The organism is Aphanizomenon flos-aquae FACHB-1287 (assembly GCF_014698755.1).
GTDB lineage: Bacteria > Cyanobacteriota > Cyanobacteriia > Cyanobacteriales > Nostocaceae > Dolichospermum > Dolichospermum flosaquae.
The window spans coordinates 39,930-59,200 of record NZ_JACJTO010000002.1; the positions used below are offsets into that span (position 1 = coordinate 39,930).

The 19,271-nt window shown below is 35.9% G+C and carries 21 protein-coding genes and 1 pseudogene; 13 read left to right on the top strand and 9 right to left on the bottom strand.

Annotation, left to right across the window (positions count from 1 at the left end; translation table 11 throughout):
* Positions 1–99 precede the first annotated feature (99 nt).
* The gene (locus tag H6G44_RS01205) at positions 100–825 is read right to left on the bottom strand and encodes a hypothetical protein (RefSeq protein WP_190384736.1); all 726 of its coding nucleotides are present in this window, start codon (positions 823–825) and stop codon (positions 100–102) included.
* Between the two features lie 535 nt (positions 826–1,360).
* Between H6G44_RS01205 and H6G44_RS01210 the strand changes: the two genes are divergently transcribed.
* The 3 genes from H6G44_RS01210 to H6G44_RS01220 all read left to right on the top strand — a co-directional run bounded on the left by H6G44_RS01210 (position 1,361) and on the right by H6G44_RS01220 (position 4,693).
* A complete protein-coding gene (locus H6G44_RS01210) occupies positions 1,361–2,302 on the top strand; it encodes a LysR family transcriptional regulator (RefSeq protein WP_190384737.1) in 942 nt (313 codons plus the stop codon).
* A gap of 250 nt (positions 2,303–2,552) precedes the next feature.
* On the top strand, positions 2,553–3,395 hold the full coding sequence (locus tag H6G44_RS01215; protein ID WP_190384738.1) for a YaaW family protein: 843 nt from the start codon (positions 2,553–2,555) through the stop codon (positions 3,393–3,395).
* Positions 3,377–4,693, top strand: a complete 1,317-nt coding sequence (locus H6G44_RS01220) for an O-antigen ligase family protein (protein WP_190384739.1) — start codon at positions 3,377–3,379, stop codon at positions 4,691–4,693. Before H6G44_RS01215 ends, H6G44_RS01220 begins: the two co-directional genes overlap by 19 nt.
* Positions 4,694–4,755: 62 nt before the next feature.
* Here H6G44_RS01220 and H6G44_RS01225 read toward each other — a convergent pair whose 3' ends face one another.
* The 3 genes from H6G44_RS01225 to H6G44_RS01235 all read right to left on the bottom strand — a co-directional run bounded on the left by H6G44_RS01225 (position 4,756) and on the right by H6G44_RS01235 (position 7,750).
* Positions 4,756–6,036: a glutamyl-tRNA reductase gene (locus H6G44_RS01225; protein WP_190384740.1), complete on the bottom strand. Its 1,281-nt coding sequence runs from the start codon at positions 6,034–6,036 to the stop codon at positions 4,756–4,758.
* A 120-nt stretch (positions 6,037–6,156) separates the two neighbouring features.
* Positions 6,157–7,194, bottom strand: a complete 1,038-nt coding sequence (glpX, locus tag H6G44_RS01230) for a class II fructose-bisphosphatase (RefSeq protein ID WP_190384741.1) — start codon at positions 7,192–7,194, stop codon at positions 6,157–6,159.
* Between the two features lie 277 nt (positions 7,195–7,471).
* Positions 7,472–7,750 carry a glutaredoxin family protein gene (locus tag H6G44_RS01235; RefSeq protein WP_190384742.1) on the bottom strand — a complete coding sequence of 93 codons (279 nt, stop codon included), beginning with the start codon at positions 7,748–7,750 and terminating at the stop codon, positions 7,472–7,474.
* Positions 7,751–7,835: 85 nt separating this feature from the next.
* Here H6G44_RS01235 and H6G44_RS01240 point away from each other — a divergent pair.
* Together H6G44_RS01240 and H6G44_RS01245 are read left to right on the top strand one after the other, a co-directional pair.
* A pseudogene (locus H6G44_RS01240) lies at positions 7,836–7,943 on the top strand (gamma-glutamyltransferase); the annotation flags it as partial.
* 141 nt (positions 7,944–8,084) lie between these two features.
* Positions 8,085–8,387, top strand: a complete 303-nt coding sequence (locus H6G44_RS01245) for a transposase (protein ID WP_190595353.1) — start codon at positions 8,085–8,087, stop codon at positions 8,385–8,387.
* 5 nt (positions 8,388–8,392) lie between these two features.
* On the opposite strand, the gene H6G44_RS01250 is transcribed toward H6G44_RS01245, so the two are convergent.
* Positions 8,393–8,983, bottom strand: coding sequence for a ferric reductase-like transmembrane domain-containing protein (locus H6G44_RS01250; RefSeq protein ID WP_190384744.1), 591 nt, complete (start codon positions 8,981–8,983; stop codon positions 8,393–8,395).
* Positions 8,984–9,500: 517 nt separating this feature from the next.
* Between H6G44_RS01250 and queD the strand changes: the two genes are divergently transcribed.
* Positions 9,501–9,926 carry a 6-carboxytetrahydropterin synthase QueD gene (queD, locus tag H6G44_RS01255; protein ID WP_190384745.1) on the top strand — a complete coding sequence of 142 codons (426 nt, stop codon included), beginning with the start codon at positions 9,501–9,503 and terminating at the stop codon, positions 9,924–9,926.
* A gap of 15 nt (positions 9,927–9,941) precedes the next feature.
* Here queD and folK read toward each other — a convergent pair whose 3' ends face one another.
* The 3 genes from folK to larE all read right to left on the bottom strand — a co-directional run bounded on the left by folK (position 9,942) and on the right by larE (position 11,854).
* A complete protein-coding gene (gene folK, locus H6G44_RS01260) occupies positions 9,942–10,469 on the bottom strand; it encodes a 2-amino-4-hydroxy-6-hydroxymethyldihydropteridine diphosphokinase (RefSeq protein ID WP_190384746.1) in 528 nt (175 codons plus the stop codon).
* A 38-nt stretch (positions 10,470–10,507) separates the two neighbouring features.
* A complete protein-coding gene (gene folB, locus H6G44_RS01265) occupies positions 10,508–10,876 on the bottom strand; it encodes a dihydroneopterin aldolase (protein WP_190384865.1) in 369 nt (122 codons plus the stop codon).
* 153 nt (positions 10,877–11,029) lie between these two features.
* Positions 11,030–11,854, bottom strand: a complete 825-nt coding sequence (larE, locus tag H6G44_RS01270; RefSeq protein WP_190384747.1) for an ATP-dependent sacrificial sulfur transferase LarE — start codon at positions 11,852–11,854, stop codon at positions 11,030–11,032.
* A gap of 201 nt (positions 11,855–12,055) precedes the next feature.
* Between larE and H6G44_RS01275 the strand changes: the two genes are divergently transcribed.
* From H6G44_RS01275 to trmFO, 5 genes are all read left to right on the top strand, one after another.
* Positions 12,056–13,309, top strand: coding sequence for an AAA family ATPase (locus tag H6G44_RS01275; protein WP_190384748.1), 1,254 nt, complete (start codon positions 12,056–12,058; stop codon positions 13,307–13,309).
* A complete protein-coding gene (locus H6G44_RS01280; protein WP_190384749.1) occupies positions 13,306–13,983 on the top strand; it encodes a retron system putative HNH endonuclease in 678 nt (225 codons plus the stop codon). The genes H6G44_RS01275 and H6G44_RS01280 overlap by 4 nt, the downstream gene beginning before the upstream one ends.
* Before the next feature lie 63 nt (positions 13,984–14,046).
* Positions 14,047–14,277, top strand: coding sequence for a type II toxin-antitoxin system HicB family antitoxin (locus H6G44_RS01285; protein WP_190384750.1), 231 nt, complete (start codon positions 14,047–14,049; stop codon positions 14,275–14,277).
* Positions 14,278–14,324: 47 nt separating this feature from the next.
* Complete coding sequence (locus H6G44_RS01290) at positions 14,325–14,489, top strand: hypothetical protein (RefSeq protein WP_242031613.1); 165 nt, start codon at positions 14,325–14,327, stop codon at positions 14,487–14,489.
* 27 nt (positions 14,490–14,516) lie between these two features.
* Entirely contained in the window at positions 14,517–15,863 is a 1,347-nt protein-coding gene (gene trmFO, locus H6G44_RS01295; protein WP_190384751.1) for an FADH(2)-oxidizing methylenetetrahydrofolate--tRNA-(uracil(54)-C(5))-methyltransferase TrmFO, read from the top strand.
* Positions 15,864–15,959: 96 nt separating this feature from the next.
* On the opposite strand, the gene H6G44_RS01300 is transcribed toward trmFO, so the two are convergent.
* Positions 15,960–16,253 (bottom strand): hypothetical protein, encoded by a 294-nt coding sequence (locus H6G44_RS01300; protein WP_190384752.1) that lies wholly within the window; start codon positions 16,251–16,253, stop codon positions 15,960–15,962.
* A 426-nt stretch (positions 16,254–16,679) separates the two neighbouring features.
* Here H6G44_RS01300 and H6G44_RS01305 point away from each other — a divergent pair, with 426 nt between their 5' ends.
* Positions 16,680–17,921 carry a M16 family metallopeptidase gene (locus H6G44_RS01305; protein WP_190384866.1) on the top strand — a complete coding sequence of 414 codons (1,242 nt, stop codon included), beginning with the start codon at positions 16,680–16,682 and terminating at the stop codon, positions 17,919–17,921.
* 19 nt (positions 17,922–17,940) lie between these two features.
* Complete coding sequence (locus H6G44_RS01310; RefSeq protein ID WP_190384753.1) at positions 17,941–19,212, top strand: M16 family metallopeptidase; 1,272 nt, start codon at positions 17,941–17,943, stop codon at positions 19,210–19,212.
* Positions 19,213–19,271: the final 59 nt, after the last annotated feature.

Genomic DNA, 19,271 nt, shown 5'->3' on the forward strand with positions numbered 1-19,271 from the left:
ACAAGGAAACAGGGAAGAGGTTTTAGGTTACTTTTTGTTACATATGACTCTTCGAGAAGCCGCTTCGCGTCTACGGTTTTTTCCGTTCACCTACTTATGTTAATTATTTTTAACTGATATCTCATTATACAAGCCTCGCATAACTCGGATAATTGCAGTGGCTGCTGGAGAATTTTTATCTGGGTTATCTAAGGAGATAACAGCATTGTTGATTCTAGATTCAAGCTCTACAATTGTGGAGCAAGAATCAAATAATAGCTGCAATAAACTATCAAGGTCTTCTTCTCTCAGTTGTAACCAGTCTTTTTCATTAAAGGTAAATTTCCCATGAAGCGCGGAAAATAAAATTATTTTAACCCTCAGAGGGTTAGCATATCTCATCAGATTTTGTCGTAAATCAAATTGATTATATTGAGATTTTTTGGAACTTATGGGCGTTGTGGTAGCGGGATTTGATAATCTCTGTTTAGAACTATCAATTATAGGGATATTCTGGTTAGATGGAGTTGATATTATTTCTGTTGGCTGATCACGGGTTAGATATAATCTTCCTATCTCCTTGATAATAATTCCGGCAATTATGGTGTATTCTTTTGGTTTACTAAGATTTTCAACAGTAATAGATAAACGTGAAGTTAAGTGATCTATCGTTGGATTTAAACTAGATAATTCTTCAATTAATTCTTTTAATTGAACCCTATCTAGGGCATCTTGATCATTTTCCCACACATTTTTACAAGTGAAGAATATTAGTTTTTTAATTCTTTGTGAGCTTTCATGCTCTTCTAAATATTTGCTAATTTGATCAAGGCTAGATAAAGTCATGATTAGTGTGCCTCCGTTACAAATATCCGATAGTGTGATAGTAATAAATTATAGCTGAACTAGTACACTATTGGGTAGTGGCTTTTTTGTATCATACTCCGAAAATACTTATTATTTGTCAATTCTAGAGCTTTTATCCACCCAGCAACATGATTTTTTCTAATAGGATAGACAAACCACTGATAGAATAGGGTAAACAAGAGGGTAGATGAGATAAATAGTTGTGCAAAATTTTACGGTTAGGAGAGGGAACAGGGAACTAGTAAGAAATACAGATATTCTTGTTTTCAATTATGATGTACAATTAATTATAATTGGGTACTTAACACACCATTACAGATTAATTAACCTGTAGCCTCCTATCCCTAGTTTACCAGCAAGGGGTTTACACACCCTATAAGCTTTTTCTATAAACTCTGAAGGTACATTTTTATATATACTAAGGTTCAGAACTTTGTATAAATAACACTTAAAATTACTTAGTGTTGTAAAATACCAAGATATCATTACAAATTGTTATCAGAGGAGAATAACCTTGAACCAAGCGACATTGCACCAGTTGAAGGTGTTCGAGGCCGCTGCCCGACATGGTAGTTTTACACGCGCTGCGGAAGAGTTGTTTTTGACTCAGCCTACCATATCCATGCAAATCAAACAACTAACTAGATCAGTTGGTTTACCATTATTTGAGCAGGTAGGAAAGCGCTTATACTTGACGCAAGCGGGACGAGAATTATTTGCTACTTGTCGGCAAATTTTTGAGACTATGGATAAGTTTCAAATGACTATCGCTAATTTAAAAGGATTAAAACAAGGACAATTAAGACTGGGTGTAATTACCACTGCTAAGTATATTATTCCCAGATTGTTGGGTCCTTTTTGTCAGCTTTACCCTGGAATTGATATTTCTCTTCAAGTCACCAATCATGAACTAATTTTAGATCGAATGATGAATAATTTGGATGACTTGTATATTATGAGTCAAATTCCTGATCATTTTGATGTCAATTTCGAGCCATTTTTAGAAAACCCCTTAGTAGTTTTTGCACCAGCTAATCATCCCTTAAAGAAGGAAAAAAATATTCCTATTGAACGTTTGGGAGAAGAACCGTTTATTATGCGTGAACCAGGTTCAGGAACTCGCAGTGCTGTCCAAAGTCTATTAGAGGAACATGGGATCAAAGTGAAGGTAAAATTGGAGTTGGGAAGTAATGAAGCAATTAAGCAAGCGATCGCAGGAGGCTTAGGTATTTCTGTGTTATCCCGTCATACAATGTTAAGTGACGCTGCGGAATTTAGCATTTTAGATGTTCAACACTTTCCCATTAAACGCAATTGGTATATTATTCATCCCGCTGGTAAGCAGTTATCCATTATTGCTTATACTTACTATGAATATCTTTTAGATGCTGCGAAAAAAATTACCCAGCAAGGTGGTTTAATCTTAGATCATAATTTCATGAATACCAATTCTTAAATTAAGCTGTAGTTACAGCAGAAATCAGGGGACTGGTTTTGAAGTGAGAGTCTCTACCTAATTTATCTGCAATCTACTGTATCTAGGGTTTAATAATGAATAAAAAGTGAAATTAAAGCCCAAAATTGAGACTTAGGAACAATATTTTGGGCTTGATTTTCAAAATTACCAGTTCAGATCAGTTACATCTGTGAAATGTAGGTAGTAGAATAGGTTACAGACAAAGCTGTACAGAAGAGAGGAAGGTAAATTGGAAGAACTCAGGGACGTATTGGAACTGGCGACAGAAAGGGAACTACAGGACTTGACAGCTATTCTATTTAGTCGCAAGTTTAACCCCTTAGATTATGTTCACACACCCGAACCTATTGCAGTGCAAAGCCAAGAGCGTCAAGCTTGGTTAGATGCTATCGAAGATCGCTTTCGTTTTTTAGCGGCTGACGGAATCACAGTATTACGAGGACGTACTGATCAAGTAACTTACCGACAAGCCCTAATTCAAGTATGTAAATATTTGAAAATCCATTATTATCAAGACCTAACAACAATTGATTTAGAAGCAGAAGTATTTTTACATCTGTTGGGAAAAGTTTGGAAAAAGTTACCCAAACAAGAAAAGCAACAATTAACTACTAATGTCCAAAGTCAATTATCACAATCAAAATTTAAACAACCATTACCATTATCATTACAACGTGATCCTTTAGGATTAATATTTAAAGGTGGTAGTGCCTTAGCTATAACTTCTGTAATTCAACCTTTTATTCTTCAACAAATCGCCCGTCAATTTGCTATTCATTTTGCTACCTATCAAGTAGCTAAGGAAGCTGCAATTACAGGTGCAGGATTAGCAACCAAGCAGTTTCAAAACTATGTAACTTTACAAATGTCCCGCCGCGGTATGACCATGAGTGCAGCCCGTTATGGTGCTGTTCGTAGTGCGTTTGCTTTTGTCGGTCCTGTAATGTGGGCTTGGTTTTTTGCTGATTTGGGTTGGAGAGCAATCTCCACAAACTATGGCAGAATTATTCCTACTATCTTCACCCTCGCACAAATTCGTCTTACCCGTACAGAATGTTGGGAAATCGCCTAAATAAAACTTTTTATCATCCAAATTCCCGCTTACAAACCCCATGGAATTGGCTACAATTTGGACTACTATCTTTTCCCCTGAGTCCATTTCTGGGTGGTATTTCTATAGTTGTGGCATCATTGCTAACTTGGCGCAAACAACATCAGATTATTAGCCAGAATCCAATTCACAAGGGATTTGCTATTTTGAGTATATTATTGCTCATTAGTACCGGATTTGCCCCTCACAAATTAGATGCTTTTTTGGGTTTATTTAACTTATTACCTTTCTTTTTCTTTTTTACTGGACTCACTCCCCTGATTCAAACACCTGCACAATTACGACAAATTTCTTGGATCATGGTGTTTGGTTCTGTACCTATTTTAATCATAGGTTTTGGGCAATTATTTCTGGGTTGGAATTTCCAATTTCAGTTTTTATGGATTGTTTTTGATTGGATAGTTGCACCAGAAAAATCATTATCAGGACGCATGGCTTCTAATTTCATGCACCCTAATACTTTAGCCGCATATTTAGTAACTATTTTTATTTTAGGTTTAGGTTTATGGTTAGAAAACTATCACAAACTTAAACAAAAAAATCCCCTAATTATCTTTTTAACAATTACGGTATTTGCTAACTTTATCGCCTTGATTTTAACTAATTCTCGGAATGGTTGGGGTATAACTATTTTTACCTGTTTAGCTTATGCTTTATATCGAGGTTGGCGATTAATTGTTACTGTTGTTGTTAGTATTACCAGTTGTTTTTTCTTAGCAGCTTTTGCACCTTCACCTATTGCCCAATTTTTCCGCCTTTTTGTTCCCTACGGTATTTGGGCGCGGTTAAATGATGATATGTTTCCTGATAGACCAGTGGGATTAATGCGGAAAACCCAATGGGAATTTGCCTGGAATCTAACTCAACAACATCCTTTGACTGGTTCAGGTTTACGCAGTTTTGGAGGACTTTATAAAAACCAGATACAAATTGATGTCAATCATCCCCATAACTTATTTTTAATGCTGTCTGCGGAAACTGGGTTAATTACTACTTTACTATTTTGTGGGTTACTAATTTGGATATTAATTACAGCTAGTCAACTTTTATGGAAATCTAAATCTATAGAACCAGAAAATAGATTAATTTTCTTTAGTTATCTGATCACTTTTATCGGGTGGATACTATTTAATATTGTTGATGTTACCACTTTTGATATCCGGTTGAATACTCTTTCTTGGGTTTTTGTAGCGTCCTTGTGTGGGGTTATGTATCAATATGCACTTTCTCTACAGGGTAAAAACGCTATGAAAAATTAAAATAAGCAGACTGAGAATAAATTCCCAGTATGCTTATAGGTTTCGCTTGATTGTTGTTGATTTCAGCTAAACTCTGTCTCTAAGTTAAATAACATTTGCAGAGTTTGCATACATCGTCTTCTCGCTTCTACATCTTGCTGGGCGCGTAGTTGCACCATCGGATCATGGAGAATCTTATTAACTATTCCCCGCGTCAAAGCTTCAATTACCTCTTGATGCTTTTCGCCAAATTCCGAACCTAAGCGAGATAAAGCTTTTTCTAATTCTTGTTCCCGGATGGCTTCTATTTTATTGCGTAGAGAACTAATTGTAGATACTGTCTCTAAACTTCGCCACCACACATCAAAAGCTTCCACTTCTTCATCTAATATCTTCTCAGCTTCTTGCGCCATTTGTCGCCGACTTTCATAATTTTGGGCTACAACTGCCTTCAAATCATCAACATTAAAGGCTTTGACGTTGGCTAAATCATTCACATCTGCATCCACATTGCGCGGGACAGAAATATCAAATAACATTAATTTTTGATTGGGTTCTAACACCGTTTCCAATTTCGCCCGATCTAGAATGGGTTCGGTTGATGAGGTGCTAGTAAATACTATATCACTTTCGGCAATTATTGACATTGTTGCCGACAATAAATGAATTTGTATAGGTTGTTCTGGGAACAACTTCACCAATTCTTCAGCCCTGCCCCGGGAACGATTAACAATACTTATGTGATTTGCACCTTTAGAAATTAAGTGTTGTACCAACAATCGGGACATTTTCCCCGCACCGAGAATAGATATCCGATAAGTAGATAAATTTCCTACTTTCATCTGTGCTAATTCTACGGCTGCCGAACTGATAGAAACAGCACCAGTACCAATACTAGTTTCTGTGCGAACTCGTTTACCCGCTGTTAAAGCTTGTTTAAATAACCGATTTAAAATGGTTTTAATGCCATTAAATTGCTGTCCAAGTTTATGAGTATGTTTAACTTGAGCTAAGATTTGCCCCTCACCTAGCACTAAACTATCTAAACCTGCTGAAACTCGTAATACATGAGTAACAGCATCAGTGTGAAGTAGCATAAATAGATGATGTCGTAAAGAGATAATTGGTAGTTTGCTATGTTCAGAAAGAAACTGAGTAACCTCATTAATTCCCTGAGTAGTTTCGCTGCTAACGATATAAATCTCTAAGCGGTTACAAGTGCTGAGAATAGTAACTTCATCAACATGAGGATAACTGAGAAGATGAGCAATTGCTCCTTCGATTTGCGCTTCAGGAATACTTAATTTTTCTCTAACTTCTATTGGGGCTGTTTTATGGCTTAACCCCACCACGGCAATATTCATTTCTTAAATTGGTAATAGGTAATGGGTAATGGGTAATGGGTAATGGGTAATAGGTAATAGGTAATTGGTAATAGTTTTTTCTTCCCCAATCACCAATTACCTATCACAAATCACCAGTGATTACCGTAGTTGGATCATCTTGGGTTCTTGCCACAAGTGAACTGTATCGACAAAGCGAGCGGTTTTAGATTGGCTGGAAATAACCAAGCTTTGGGTTCTAGCACCACCGGAGAAGTAACGCACACCATCCATGAGAGTTCCAGGGGTGATACCGCAACCGGCAAATAGCACTGTTTCACCAGATGCTAACTCATTAGCGTTATAAACCTTGTCACCATCAGTAATACCCATTTCATGTAACCGGGCTAGATTACCTTCTCTGCTTTCACCAATTAAACCAGTTTGCACAACTGCTGGATCATAGATCAATTGTCCTTGAAAGTGTCCACCCAAGCAACGTAAAGCCGCAGCAGAAATTACACCTTCGGGAGCAGCACCGATACCCATTAAGGCATGAATATGAGTACCAGAGAACGCGCAACAAATAGCAGCAGAAACGTCACCATCGCTAATTAGTCTAACTCTTGCGCCGGCGGTACGGATTTCTTTAATGAGGTCATTGTGACGGGGACGATCCATCACGACTACTACCAATTCTTCTACAGCACGGTTTAAGCACTCAGAGAGAATTTTTAGGTTTTCTGTAGCAGATTTGTTGATATCAACATGACCTCTAGCGGCTGCGGGCGCTGCGAGTTTCTTCATGTAGAAATCAGGAGCAGCAAATAAACCGCCCTTTTCAGAAATTGCTAAAACGGCCATTGAGCCATTTTGACCATAAGCAACTAGGTTAGTACCTTCGCAAGGATCAACAGCAATGTCAATTTCTACAAGCTCATTAACATTACAGAAATCGGCGGCATCTGGTTGAGTACAGATACCAACTTCTTCACCAATGTACAGCATAGGAGCTTCGTCCCGTTCGCCTTCACCGATAACGATGCGACCACGCATATGGATTTTATTCATCCGTTCGCGCATAGCTTCTACTGCTACTTGGTCAGCAATGTTTTTTTCGCCCTTACCCATCCACTTGGAAGAAGCGATCGCTGCTTGCTCAACTACTTCTATAATCTCTAACCCAAGAGTATTTTCCACGGAGTCTGCCCTCTAAATTACTTGTCTTAGCGTTTTTTTCTTAGCTATTTCAGTTTTCAAGTCTACCAAAGTACGGATACATATTGGCAAAAAGTCTGAAATAGCAACTATATTAAGTTTTGCAAATAATGGTCCAGTCAACAATGAGATTTTAGGGGTAGGGTGCGGGGAAAATATTTTGGCTATTTTTAAGGCATATTTTTAGATCAACAGGGTTTACTATTTAGCGCGCATTATAAGTTATGTGTTGTGATGTAAATTATAAATATATAAATGGTTAAGTGTTGCTAAGGTGATTTTTTGCATAGTCACCTAACATTTTTTCCAATCGTTCAACACTTAAACGGGGAGAAGGACGAGGTATCATTTTTTCTGTACCGTTGCTGGTGACTAAATGCAGTACAGGTACTTCATATTGATATGCTGCAAACCAAGGGTCATGGGTGGTAATATCTCGAATTTCTAATTCAAAACTGAGATTTTTAATTTGTTCTAGTTTTTCCTGTAACCCTTCGCAAAGATGACAACCGGGTTTACTGTAAAGAATTAATTGCATAAGTTGAGATTAAATGATGAAAATGTGTTTTATGATTATTTTAACTAAAAATGCCGTTAAAAATGCCCCTAATCACCAAAACAAAACACCTAATAATCTCCTTGGTGCGGGGATTGTCACACCGGGAACAGGAATATTTTTAAATAACGAAATGGATGCTTTTGCGGCTGCTTCAGGGGTAGCAAATGCCTTTTGCCATCATACAGCGCAATTCGGCGTGTATTACTAGTAATGAAATTAAAGCCTTACCACCGATGCTTACACAAATAGCGGCAAAAGGAGTGATTTTTGCCTTTGATGCTATTAATACTCAAAAAAAACTTGCCAGTTGATTGTGGATAGTGGTAATGACTACATCGGTGCATTGAAAGCTAATCAATCCGGGTTACTTAAAGATTTTGCTCAAAAGATTCGCAGCTATTGGGATGTTGAAAATAAAGTGCATTATGTTCGAGATGTGACTCAAGGCGAAGATCATTCTCCCATTCGTACTAATGGATTAGTTCAAATTTTTGCCGTAGCTCGTAATTTAGCTCTAAATCTTTACCGTTCTCATGACTTTAAAAATATGGCTCAAGCACAAAGATTTGCCTGTTTTGGTCTTAGCACACTGAAGCAATTAGTTAGAATAAAATAGCCCTGCTATTGCTTGATTTCAATTATTTTTCTAGTCACAAAAAGCAAAGATAAACTAATAGATAAAATAACTGCAAAGGGAGTGAGATAACTCCAGTGTCCGAACATTTTATCTAAAATATGCCAGGGAAGTATAAACAAACATAGATAGGTTAAATTGTGTATTTTTTTCCAATTTGTTTTAAGTGTTCTAATACTTTCGTCATTAGATGTTATAGCTAGAATTGTGAAAATGATAATTAATGATAAACCTTGAAAGTATTGGAGGCAAGTATTGAAATCTAAGAAATTTAAAGATTTTTGCCAAATCAATAATCCAGCATGACTCCAAGCAAAACAAAAAGCAGTAACGCCTGTGTAACGTCGGTTTTTTAACAAGCTTTTCCAAATATATTGTTGCTTATAAAAATTCGGAAAAAGTGTTTTGATTATAGTAGGAATAATAGTCAGTGCATAATATATCAAAGACAAAACACCCATAATATTCGCATAATCAATATATGGTATCAAAAAAAATAGCATAGCACTGAGAATGTAATTAATAAATACTAACGCGACAAAACCAAAACTGTCATTCAAGTTTTTATGACTTTTCATAAGTTTTTATGAGTTTTTCTTAGATAGCAGCTATATTTTTAGATTCTTTAGATCGGATAATACGGTTGTATTTTACTACGATTAGTAACAAATAATCATCTGTCTTAAGGTAGTTGAAAAAAATTTTTTAGTATGCTATGAGGCTGATTTATATAATTCCATCGGGTAGGATGTCCGCACCACAAGATTTAGTCCGGGTATTTATTCTACATTGACCGTCAAAACTTGCTCATTGTCGCGTATATACAGCGGGCAAGACTTGTACTGAGCTTGTCGCATAGTATGCCCGCACCACAAGAGTTTGATGATTCAACTTTGTACTTCATAAGAGCGGAAACCGCTGTATGTGTAATTTGGGTTAATAAACAAAACCGAGCAAAATCTTAGAAATGTTGGGTTTCACTTTGTTCTAGCCAACCTACAATTATCTTTAACTGAACTATACTGGTTTTAAGTCAATTTACTTATTTTAACAAAACAAAAAAATGCAGTGTATTGGGGAATTTAGGATATAATAATGACTTCAAAATCGGAATCGGAATCTTTTTTAGAAACTTGGATAATTGGTAAGGAATTCAGATTTGAAGCTGCTCACCAATTACCGAACCATGATGGTAAATGTTCTAGATTACATGGTCATTCTTGGCGCGGTGTTGTCTATGTTGCCGGGGATAAACTGATCAATTCAGGTGTTAAACAGGGGATGATTATGGATTATGGTGATATATCAAAATATATAAAACCACTGTTGGAAAATTATCTGGATCATTACCATTTAAATGAATCCACAGGTTTAACTAATCCTACCAGTGAAGCGATCGCTAAATGGATTTATGAACAGCTTGAACCCCAAATTCCCGGACTTGTCGCAGTTAGAATTGATGAAACTTGTACCAGTCAATGTATTTACTCAAAGGGAAAAGTTAATTTTTTGGGCTTTTAAATTAATATGAAAAGCTTATAAATTGATAGACAAACTAACATTGGAACAGTCTAATTTTTGCAGGAGTTGTGAAATAGGTTCTCTAGAAACTGGTTCTATCCAATCTGGGGCAATTTCCGCTAATGGAACTAAAACAAAGGCTCTCTGGGTCATTCGGGGATGGGGAATTTGTAAATCTGGTGTTTCTAAAATTAAGTCATCAAATAGTAGTATATCTAAATCTAGGGTTCTAGGTCCCCAATGTTTTTGACGAACTCGACCAAATTCTTGTTCAATATTGAGCAGAGTATCCAACAATTTCTGTGGACTGAGTTGCACTTCTAAAATAGCTGCACCGTTTAAATAATCTGGTTGTGATGGTCCGCCTACGGGAGCGGTTCTGTACCAACTAGATTTGGCTTTTATGGTAATACCCAGAGTTTTTTCTAGGGTTTTAATTGCACCTTCTAAAATAGCCAGGGATTCCCCAATATTACTACCAAAAGCGATGGCGGAACGACTACCTGCGGTATTATACTTAATGAAGGTTTTATCGTTTTCCATTGATCAGAGTTATCAATTATAAATTTTGTGATTTCCTTCTATAGATTGGATTTACTTCTAGTCAATTCAATGCGAATATTACCATCAAAATCAGGAATTGGTGCAGCAGGTTTAATGAGAATAACTTGTACTTGGGTGGTTAGACTACTTTCTTGAAGAATAGCATCAGCGATCGCACCTGCCAACCTTTCTAATAAATCAAATTTAGATGTTTTTAGCAAGTTCTGGACTAAACTAATAATATTACGATAATCTACCGTATCTTTAATAGCATCAGTCTCCGTAGCTTGAGCAAGATCGACCCATAATTTCAAATCCACCTCAAACCATTGTCCTAATATCTTTTCTTCCGGTAAATACCCAACATAGCCATAACCGCGAATCCCTGTTAAATGAATACAGTCCATAAAACCCTGATTATAAATCATTACCCGACCATTTTAGATTTTAAATTGAATAGCCTACACAAAAATAAAATCGATAGGATTTAACCAAGATGTAAAAAACCGAATATTAAAAACAAACCCTGCCCATCTAGACAAGGTTCTGTTTTAGATTTATTATTTTTGTAAAGCAACTGGTGGTAAAACCTGATTTAATTTACCACTACGATAACCTTCTAAATCCAAAGTTATATAAATAAATCCCCAGTTTTGAAATACAGATACTAGACTTGGTAAATCTGTCATTGTCACAAAATCTTTAATTTTATCTGGTGATAATTCGATTTTAGCTGTATCACCCTCAGAACGGACTCGTAAATTTTGCCACCCTAGAGTTCGTAAATAAATTTCGGCTCTACCTACCCGCTGTAATTTGGCTATAGTAATTTCTTCACCGTAGGGAAAGCGCGAACTTAAACAAGGTTGAGCGGGTTTATCCCACCAAGGTAAACCTAGTTTTTGGGAAATTTGCCTCACTTCGGCTTTAGTCACACCAATTTCTGCTAAAGGTGATCTTGCACCTCTTTCTTTTGCGGCTTGGATTCCTGGACGATAATCATGTAAATCGTCTGCATTTACACCATCTACCACATAGGGATAACCTAGTTCTAAAGCCAAGGGTTTCAGGGTATCATGTAATTCACTTTTACAAAAATAACAACGATTGACTGGATTAGATGTGTAATTAGGATTGTCCATTTCCTGTGTTTGGACAATTTTATGAGATATTCCGATGGTTGCGGCTTGAATTTTTGCGTCTTCTAATTCTTCTGGTAATAGAGAAGGAGAAACCGCAGTTACAGCCAATGCGCGATCGCCTAAAACATCATAAGCGATCTTAGCCACTAATGTGCTGTCAACCCCCCCAGAATAGGCTATTAAAGCCTGTTCCATTTCTGTAAATAACTCTTTTAACTGCTCTAGTTTTTCTGTCCAACTCATTCTACTAAAACCCCGTAATGCCTAACCACTTCTATTTTAATCATTAGTTATTATTAGATTACCAATATTTTCAATAATTTATTACCCAATATGTCAACTATGTATTATAATATTTTTCATAATCTATTATTTACTTACTATTGAGTGAATTACAAAGATGAGATAAAATATCATTAATTTCGCTAATTTTTCTTGAGAACTATGAGAATTAAACAGTTAAAAATGCAATCTTTTCGCGGAATTGGTGATTTAACAATAGATTTTGATGAAAAAGAACCAACCGTTTTTATTGGTATTAATGGTGTAGGTAAATCAAGTATTCTTGATGCTCTTTCTTTATTACTTTCGCGTTATGTGCAATGGATAGGTGGTGTTGGTGATAGTGAAGAAAAAGTTAAAGTATTTAATGAATTTGATATAGCAAATAAAAGTAATGCTGCAAAATTAGATATTACAATATTGTCTCCAGGAGAAAATAGTTGGACAATCTTTAGAAATCGTAATGGAGTATCTGAAGAATCAGGACATGAAAAAATAAGAGCAGCTTGTAATGCTATTTGGAGACATTGGTATAGTAATTTCCTATATAATATACCTTTAATAATTTATTATCCTACCAATAGAGCGGTTATTGATATTAATTTAGAAGTTCCTAGTAAGTCTGAATTTAAACAAATAGACGCTTATGATCAAGCCTTAGAAGGTGGCAAAATTAGCTTTTCTAGTTTTTTTCAATGGTTTAGAAATAGAGAAGATATAGAAAGTGAAACACTCCGAGATTTTAATTATTATAAAGATAAAGAATTAGAAGCAGTTAGACAAGCCATATCTTCCTTAATTCCCAATTTTAATAAATTGCGTGTCCGTCGTTCTCCTTTAAGAATGACATTACAAAAAAATGGAGAAGAATTAATAGTTAATCAATTATCAGATGGGGAAAAATGCTTATTAGCAATGGTAGGAGATTTAGCCAGAAGATTAGCTATTGCTAACCCAGGGCTAGAAAATCCTCTTGATGGTTTTGGAGTAGTTTTAATTGATGAAATTGAATTACATTTACATCCAAAATGGCAAAGAGAAATTATCCCAGCTTTAACTAGAACATTTCCTCATTGTCAATTTATAGTTACTACTCATTCTCCTCAAGTGATTAGTCAAATTAAACCTCAAGGAATTTATATTCTAGAAAAAACAAATGATGGTATAATTGCTAAACGTCCTGAAAGTTCCTATGGTAGAGATAGTAATCAAATATTAGAAGATTTAATGGATGTTCCTGAACGTCCACAAGAAATCAAACAAGACCTTTTAAAATTATTTCGTTTAATTGATGAAGGAAACTTAGAAGCTGCTAAAGAATTGAGAAAAGAGTTAGCTGAAATAATTGGTGAAGATGAAGCACAATTTGTAAAAGCGGATATTTTAATTAGGAGAAAAGGACTTTTACGTAAATGAAATATATTCAAAAAAGTGCAGAACCAAATAGTTTATCTACATGGAAAATCAAGCAAGGTGCTAAAATTCCTACTTGGAAAAGTTTTGGAAGAACTGTAGTTAAAGGTCAGCTTTTAGAAATTTTATTAAAAGAACAAGGTTATATTTGTTGTTATTGTGGTGTTGCTATAGATAAAGGAAATTGTCATATTGAACATTTTAAACCTCAAGGTATAGATGAAACTGTGAGATTTGATTATTTTAATCTTATAGTTTCCTGTCAAGGAGAAGATGATAAACCCCGTGTTCCTGTACATTGTGGACATCAAAAAGATAAAGATAATTGGTATGATAAAAAACTATTAGTTTCACCATTAATAGCAAATTGTGGAGAGTTTTTTAAATATTCTGCTGCTGGTGAAATTTTACCGACAGAAGAAACTAGTAAAAAAGTTGCTGCTGAAACAACAATAGAAAAATTAGCTTTGAATATTCCCAAGTTACAAAGAATGCGTAAAGCTGCAATTGATGCAGAATTAGAATTATTAGTAGATGAGGATTTTAATGAAGAGGAAATCAGGAATATTATTAAGGATTATTTAGAATTGAATGATGACGGAAAGTATCAACCATTTTGTGCTACCATTGTTTATATTTTAGAAAATTATTACTGTAATTCAATTAATCCAGGTTAAAACATATTTCGTGGATAATAAACAGTATAATAATATAAAGATATTCAGGAGTTTACATATTCTATGCCAACTATTAAACAAAGATTTACTGTAATTATTGAAAAAGAAGACAATGGGTATGTTTCCCTGTGTCCAGAATTAGATATTGCTAGTCAAGGAGATAGCATTGAGGAAGCAAAAGATAATTTAAAAGAAGCAATTGAATTATTTTTAGAGTTTGCTTCACCTTCAGAAATAAAAACTCGTCTCAAAAGCGAAATTTTTATTACTAATTTGGAGGTTTCTGTTGGGTAAGTTACGCTTACTATCAGGTAAAGAAATCTGTAAAATTTTACAAGACAATGGCTTTACAGAAGTTAGACAAAAAGGAAGATCATATTGTTATGCAAAAAGCAATAGAAGACTCTACTTTGACTGCTATTGTACCTAATCACTCATCTGTTAAACTTGGTATATTAATGTCAATTATTCGACAATCTCAACTACCTCGTTCTCTATTTGAATAATAATTTTATCTCAAATTTCAAATCACTATGACACAACAACCGATACAAGTAATTGGCGGCGGACTTGCAGGAACAGAAGCAGCATGGCAAATAGCCCAAGCGGGTGTGCCTGTAATTCTTCATGAGATGCGCCCTAAACGCTTCAGCCCCGCCCATCATACCGAAAATTTAGCCGAATTGGTCTGTAGTAACTCCTTTGGGGCTATGGCCAGCGATCGCGCCGCCGGTCTATTACACGAAGAATTACGCCAACTCGGTTCTATTGTCATCTCTAAAGCAGATGAACACGCAGTCCCCGCTGGTGGGGCTTTGGCGGTGGACAGAGGACAATTTGGGGAAGATTTGACCAAAACCCTAGCCAATCACCCTTTAATTGATTTTCGACGGGGGGAAGTTACAGCCATTCCCGAAGGTATTGTCGTTTTAGCTTCAGGACCCTTAACCAGCCCCGATTTAGCCGCAGATTTACAACGATTTACGGGGATGGAATATCTTAACTTTTTTGATGCTGCAAGTCCCATTATTACCGGAGATTCTATCAATAAAGATATTGCATTTATGGCTTCTCGTTATGACAAAGGTGAAGCAGCTTATCTAAATTGTCCCATGAATAAAGAGCAGTATTTACAATTTCGATCAGCACTTTGTCAAGCAGAACAAACAGAATTAAAAGACTTTGAAAGAGAAACAGCGAAATTTTTTGAAGCTTGTTTACCAATTGAAGAAATGGCAAAAAGAGGGGAAGATACCATGCGTTATGGACCACTAAAACCAGTGGGTTTATCTGATCCTCGTACGGGAGAACGTAACTATGCGGTAATTCAATTACGACAAGAAGACAAAGCTGGTCAACTTTGGAATATGGTAGGATTTCAAACTAATTTGCGCTGGGGTGAACAAAAACGAGTATTTCAAATGATACCTGGTTTAGAAACAGCCGAATTTGTCAGATTAGGAGTAATGCACCGCAATACTTTTTTAAATGCACCCCAGTTAATGTTAGCAACTTTGCAATTTAAAGAACGTCCAACCTTATTAGCTGCGGGACAATTAATAGGAACAGAAGGTTATACTGCTGCATCTGCAGGAGGTTGGTTAGCGGGAACAAATGCTGCTAGATTAGCCTTAGGAAAAGAACCCCTAATTTTACCTATTACAACCATGATGGGGGCATTATTTGAGTTTATCAGATCCGCTGCACCAAAACATTTTCAACCCATGGCTCCTAACTTTGGAATTATCCCAGATTTGGGAGTAAAAATCAAGAGTAAACCAGAAAAATATGGACGTTACCGCGACAGATCCTTAGTAGATTTAGCAACTTGGAAAAAAGAAAATTTAGGCATTTTCATTGAAGAAGAAAAATACAGATAATTTGCATATCTAAAATCCATCAAACTCTTGTGGGGTGGGCTTCTAGCCCGCCATAATCATACAATTAAAATATAGAAGATCCTCATAAAAAGTATTTTAATCCTTCTGTTTTAACATCACCAAACCATGAATACCTACCGCTGTAATCACACCTCCTAATAATCCCCAAGTAGCATCTGCAAAAACATTAATTCGATGAGCTAAAGCTCGATGATATGCAAATTGTAAAGTTCCTTTATCAAACTTTTTATCATTGGCAATTTTTTCTATGTAAGTTTCAGCTTTAATCAGCGCATTATAATCCACAGCAAAAAAATAAAGAGATATTAACACTACCAAAAAACCAGGAACAACTAAAGTAAATAGTAAAATTACTGGACGTATTTTCATAAAAACTTAGTGATTTACTGAATCTATATAATTTAACTTTATTTTTGTAAAATTTACAACTGACACAAAAACCTCCCAAACTCTCATTTCTCCGTGTCCTCCGTGGTTCGTTCTGACCAAGACCAAATTAAAATCAAATTATAGTAAAGTAAGCAATTTAATCATAATCAAACGCAGATAAACGCAGATAAACGCAGATAAATGATAATGATTATTCTGTACAGTCTCAGAAGATGTTTTTAAACCCAAGCAGGTAGGTTTCGCTTGTGTAGAGGCGGTTTATAACTGCTTGTATATGTATAAATTTAGACTTTTCAAACACCCTATCAGATAAAATTTAGTAGAAGTCATGAAAATCAAGGTTAGAATAACTAAAATTAAATTGTATTAAGTTAAAAGAAATTGTCAAAACAACTCACTCACAACCTGTTCCCCGGTTCAGTTATCAAATTAGATCATGGGTTAACATTAATTCACCAACAGATATCCACCACACCCATAGTGGTAGCTGACGTTTGGGTAGGTGCGGGAACTAACCTAGAACCAGAACCCTGGTTTGGAATGGCACATTTCCTAGAGCACATGATTTTTAAGGGGACTCCCAACCTACTTCCTGGGGAATTTGATTATCATATCGAAAAAATTGGCGGTGTCAGTAGTGCCGCAACAAGCCATGATTACGCCCATTATTCCATCACAACCGCTGCTAATTATTTAGAAGATACACTACCCTATTTAGGGGAATTACTCCTGAATGCAGCCATTCCTGACGACGAATTTATCAGAGAACGGGATGTGGTGTTAGAAGAAATCCGTAGTTATAATGATGATCCTGATTGGCTAGGTTTTCAATCTCTGGTTAAAAATGTTTACCAAAACCACCCTTACGGACGTTCTGTATTGGGTACTGAGCCAGAATTGATGCAGCATTCCCCGGAAGCTATGCGTCGCTTTTATCGCAGTTATTACCAACCAGAAAATATGACTGTGGTAATTGTGGGGGGGATTGGTGAAAAAGCCGCTAGGGAATTGGTAAACCGTGTATTTGCAGATTTTCCTGAACGGGATAATTGTCTCCAATTTACCAAAGTTCCAGCACCGATAATTAAAGGCATTTGTCGTCATGAGTTAATATTACCAAGATTAGAGCAAGCGCGGTTAATGATGGCCTGGAAAGTACCGGGAGTAGAAGAATTTCGGGCTGTTCATGGGTTAGAATTATTGTCGGCTGTGCTAGGAGAAGGGAGAATTTCTCGGTTAGTATCTGATTTGCGGGAAGAAAAGCAACTTGTTCAAGACATTCGCTGTGATTTTTCTCTACAACGAGAATCAAGTTTATTCACAATTACGGCTTGGTTAGAATCAGAATATTTGGAACTAGTGGAAAATTTGATTTGTTCCCATTTGGAAAAATTGCAAAATCAAGAAATTAGTCAGCAAGAATTAAATCGCATTCGGAGGTTTTTATGTAATGATTTTGCTTTTTCCACAGAAACACCAAATCAGCTAAGTAGTTTTTATGGTTTTTATCATACTATCGCTCAGGCTCAATTAGTTACCAACTATCCCCAAGAAATCCAATCTTTTAATCCTCAAGAACTGCAAAAAATAGCTCAACAGTATCTTTCCCCGGCTAATTATGCTGTGACAATTCTCCAACCTTGTTAGTTATTAACTGAAATTTAAAATGCAAACTATTAGTAGTCGATCTCTTATTCATCGCACTGTGTTAAGTAATGGCATTATTTTATTAGTATCAGAAAATCAAGCTGCTGATATTATTGCTGGACGGATTTTTATCCGTGCTGGTAGTTGTCATGAACAGCCAGAAAAAGCTGGTCTAGCTCATTTATTATCAACGGTAATGACCAAGGGCTGTGATGGTTTATCCAGCTTAGAAATTGCCGAAAAAGTCGAATCTGTCGGAGCTAGTTTAGGCACAGACGCAGCTACAGATTATTTTTTGCTATCTTTAAAAACGGTAACTGCCGATTTTATTGACATTTTAGCATTAGCTGGACAATTATTGCGATCGCCTACTTTTCCCGAAAATCAAATAGAATTAGAAAAACGATTAGCAATTCAAGATATTCGTTCTCAAAAAGAGCAACCTTTTAGCGTCGCTTTTGAACAACTACGTCAAGCAATGTACCCAAATCATCCCTATTCTATGTCAGTTTTGGGTGATGAAACAACCATGAGTAGTATTACCCGTGCTGATTTATTAGAATATCATCAAACTCATTTCCGTCCTGATAATATTGTAATTAGCATTGCTGGACGCATTACAGCAGAACAAGCAGAAAAACTAATTACCAAGATTTTTGGTGATTGGCAAATACCCACTTTACCAAAACCTAATCTTAATTTACCACAAATTATCGCCTCACCCAAATCTTGTTTACAACCCCTAAATACACAACAATCAATTATTATGTTAGGTTATTTAGGACCATCAGTAAATAACCCAGAATATGCGGCACTCAAGTTACTTTCTAGCTATTTAGGTAATGGTCTTTCTAGTCGTTTATTTGTAGAATTGCGAGAAAAGCAAGGTTTAGCTTATGATGTATCTGCCATTTATTCTACCCGGCTATTTCCCGCTTCCTTCGTAGTTTATATTGGCACTGCGCCAGAAAATACCACAATAGCCCTTAATGGACTTCAGCAAGAAGTAGAATTGTTATGTACCACCGAACTATCAGCAGCAGCATTACAAACTGCTAAAAATAAAATTATCGGTCAATATGCTTTAGGTAAACAAACTAATGGACATATTGCTCAGATATATGGCTGGTATGAAATTTTAGGCTTAGGGATTGAATTTGACCAAAAATTCCCAGAATTAATTAATAATGTCACAGCAACGGAGGCAATTACAGTCGCTCGTAAATATTTACAAGCACCATATCTGTCTTTAGTGGGACAAGAGGAAGCTATTCAAACCGCTATTTCCTAAAACCTTAAATTGCGTAGGTTGGGTTAACGTATGTTACCCAACAAGCATTGAAAACAATT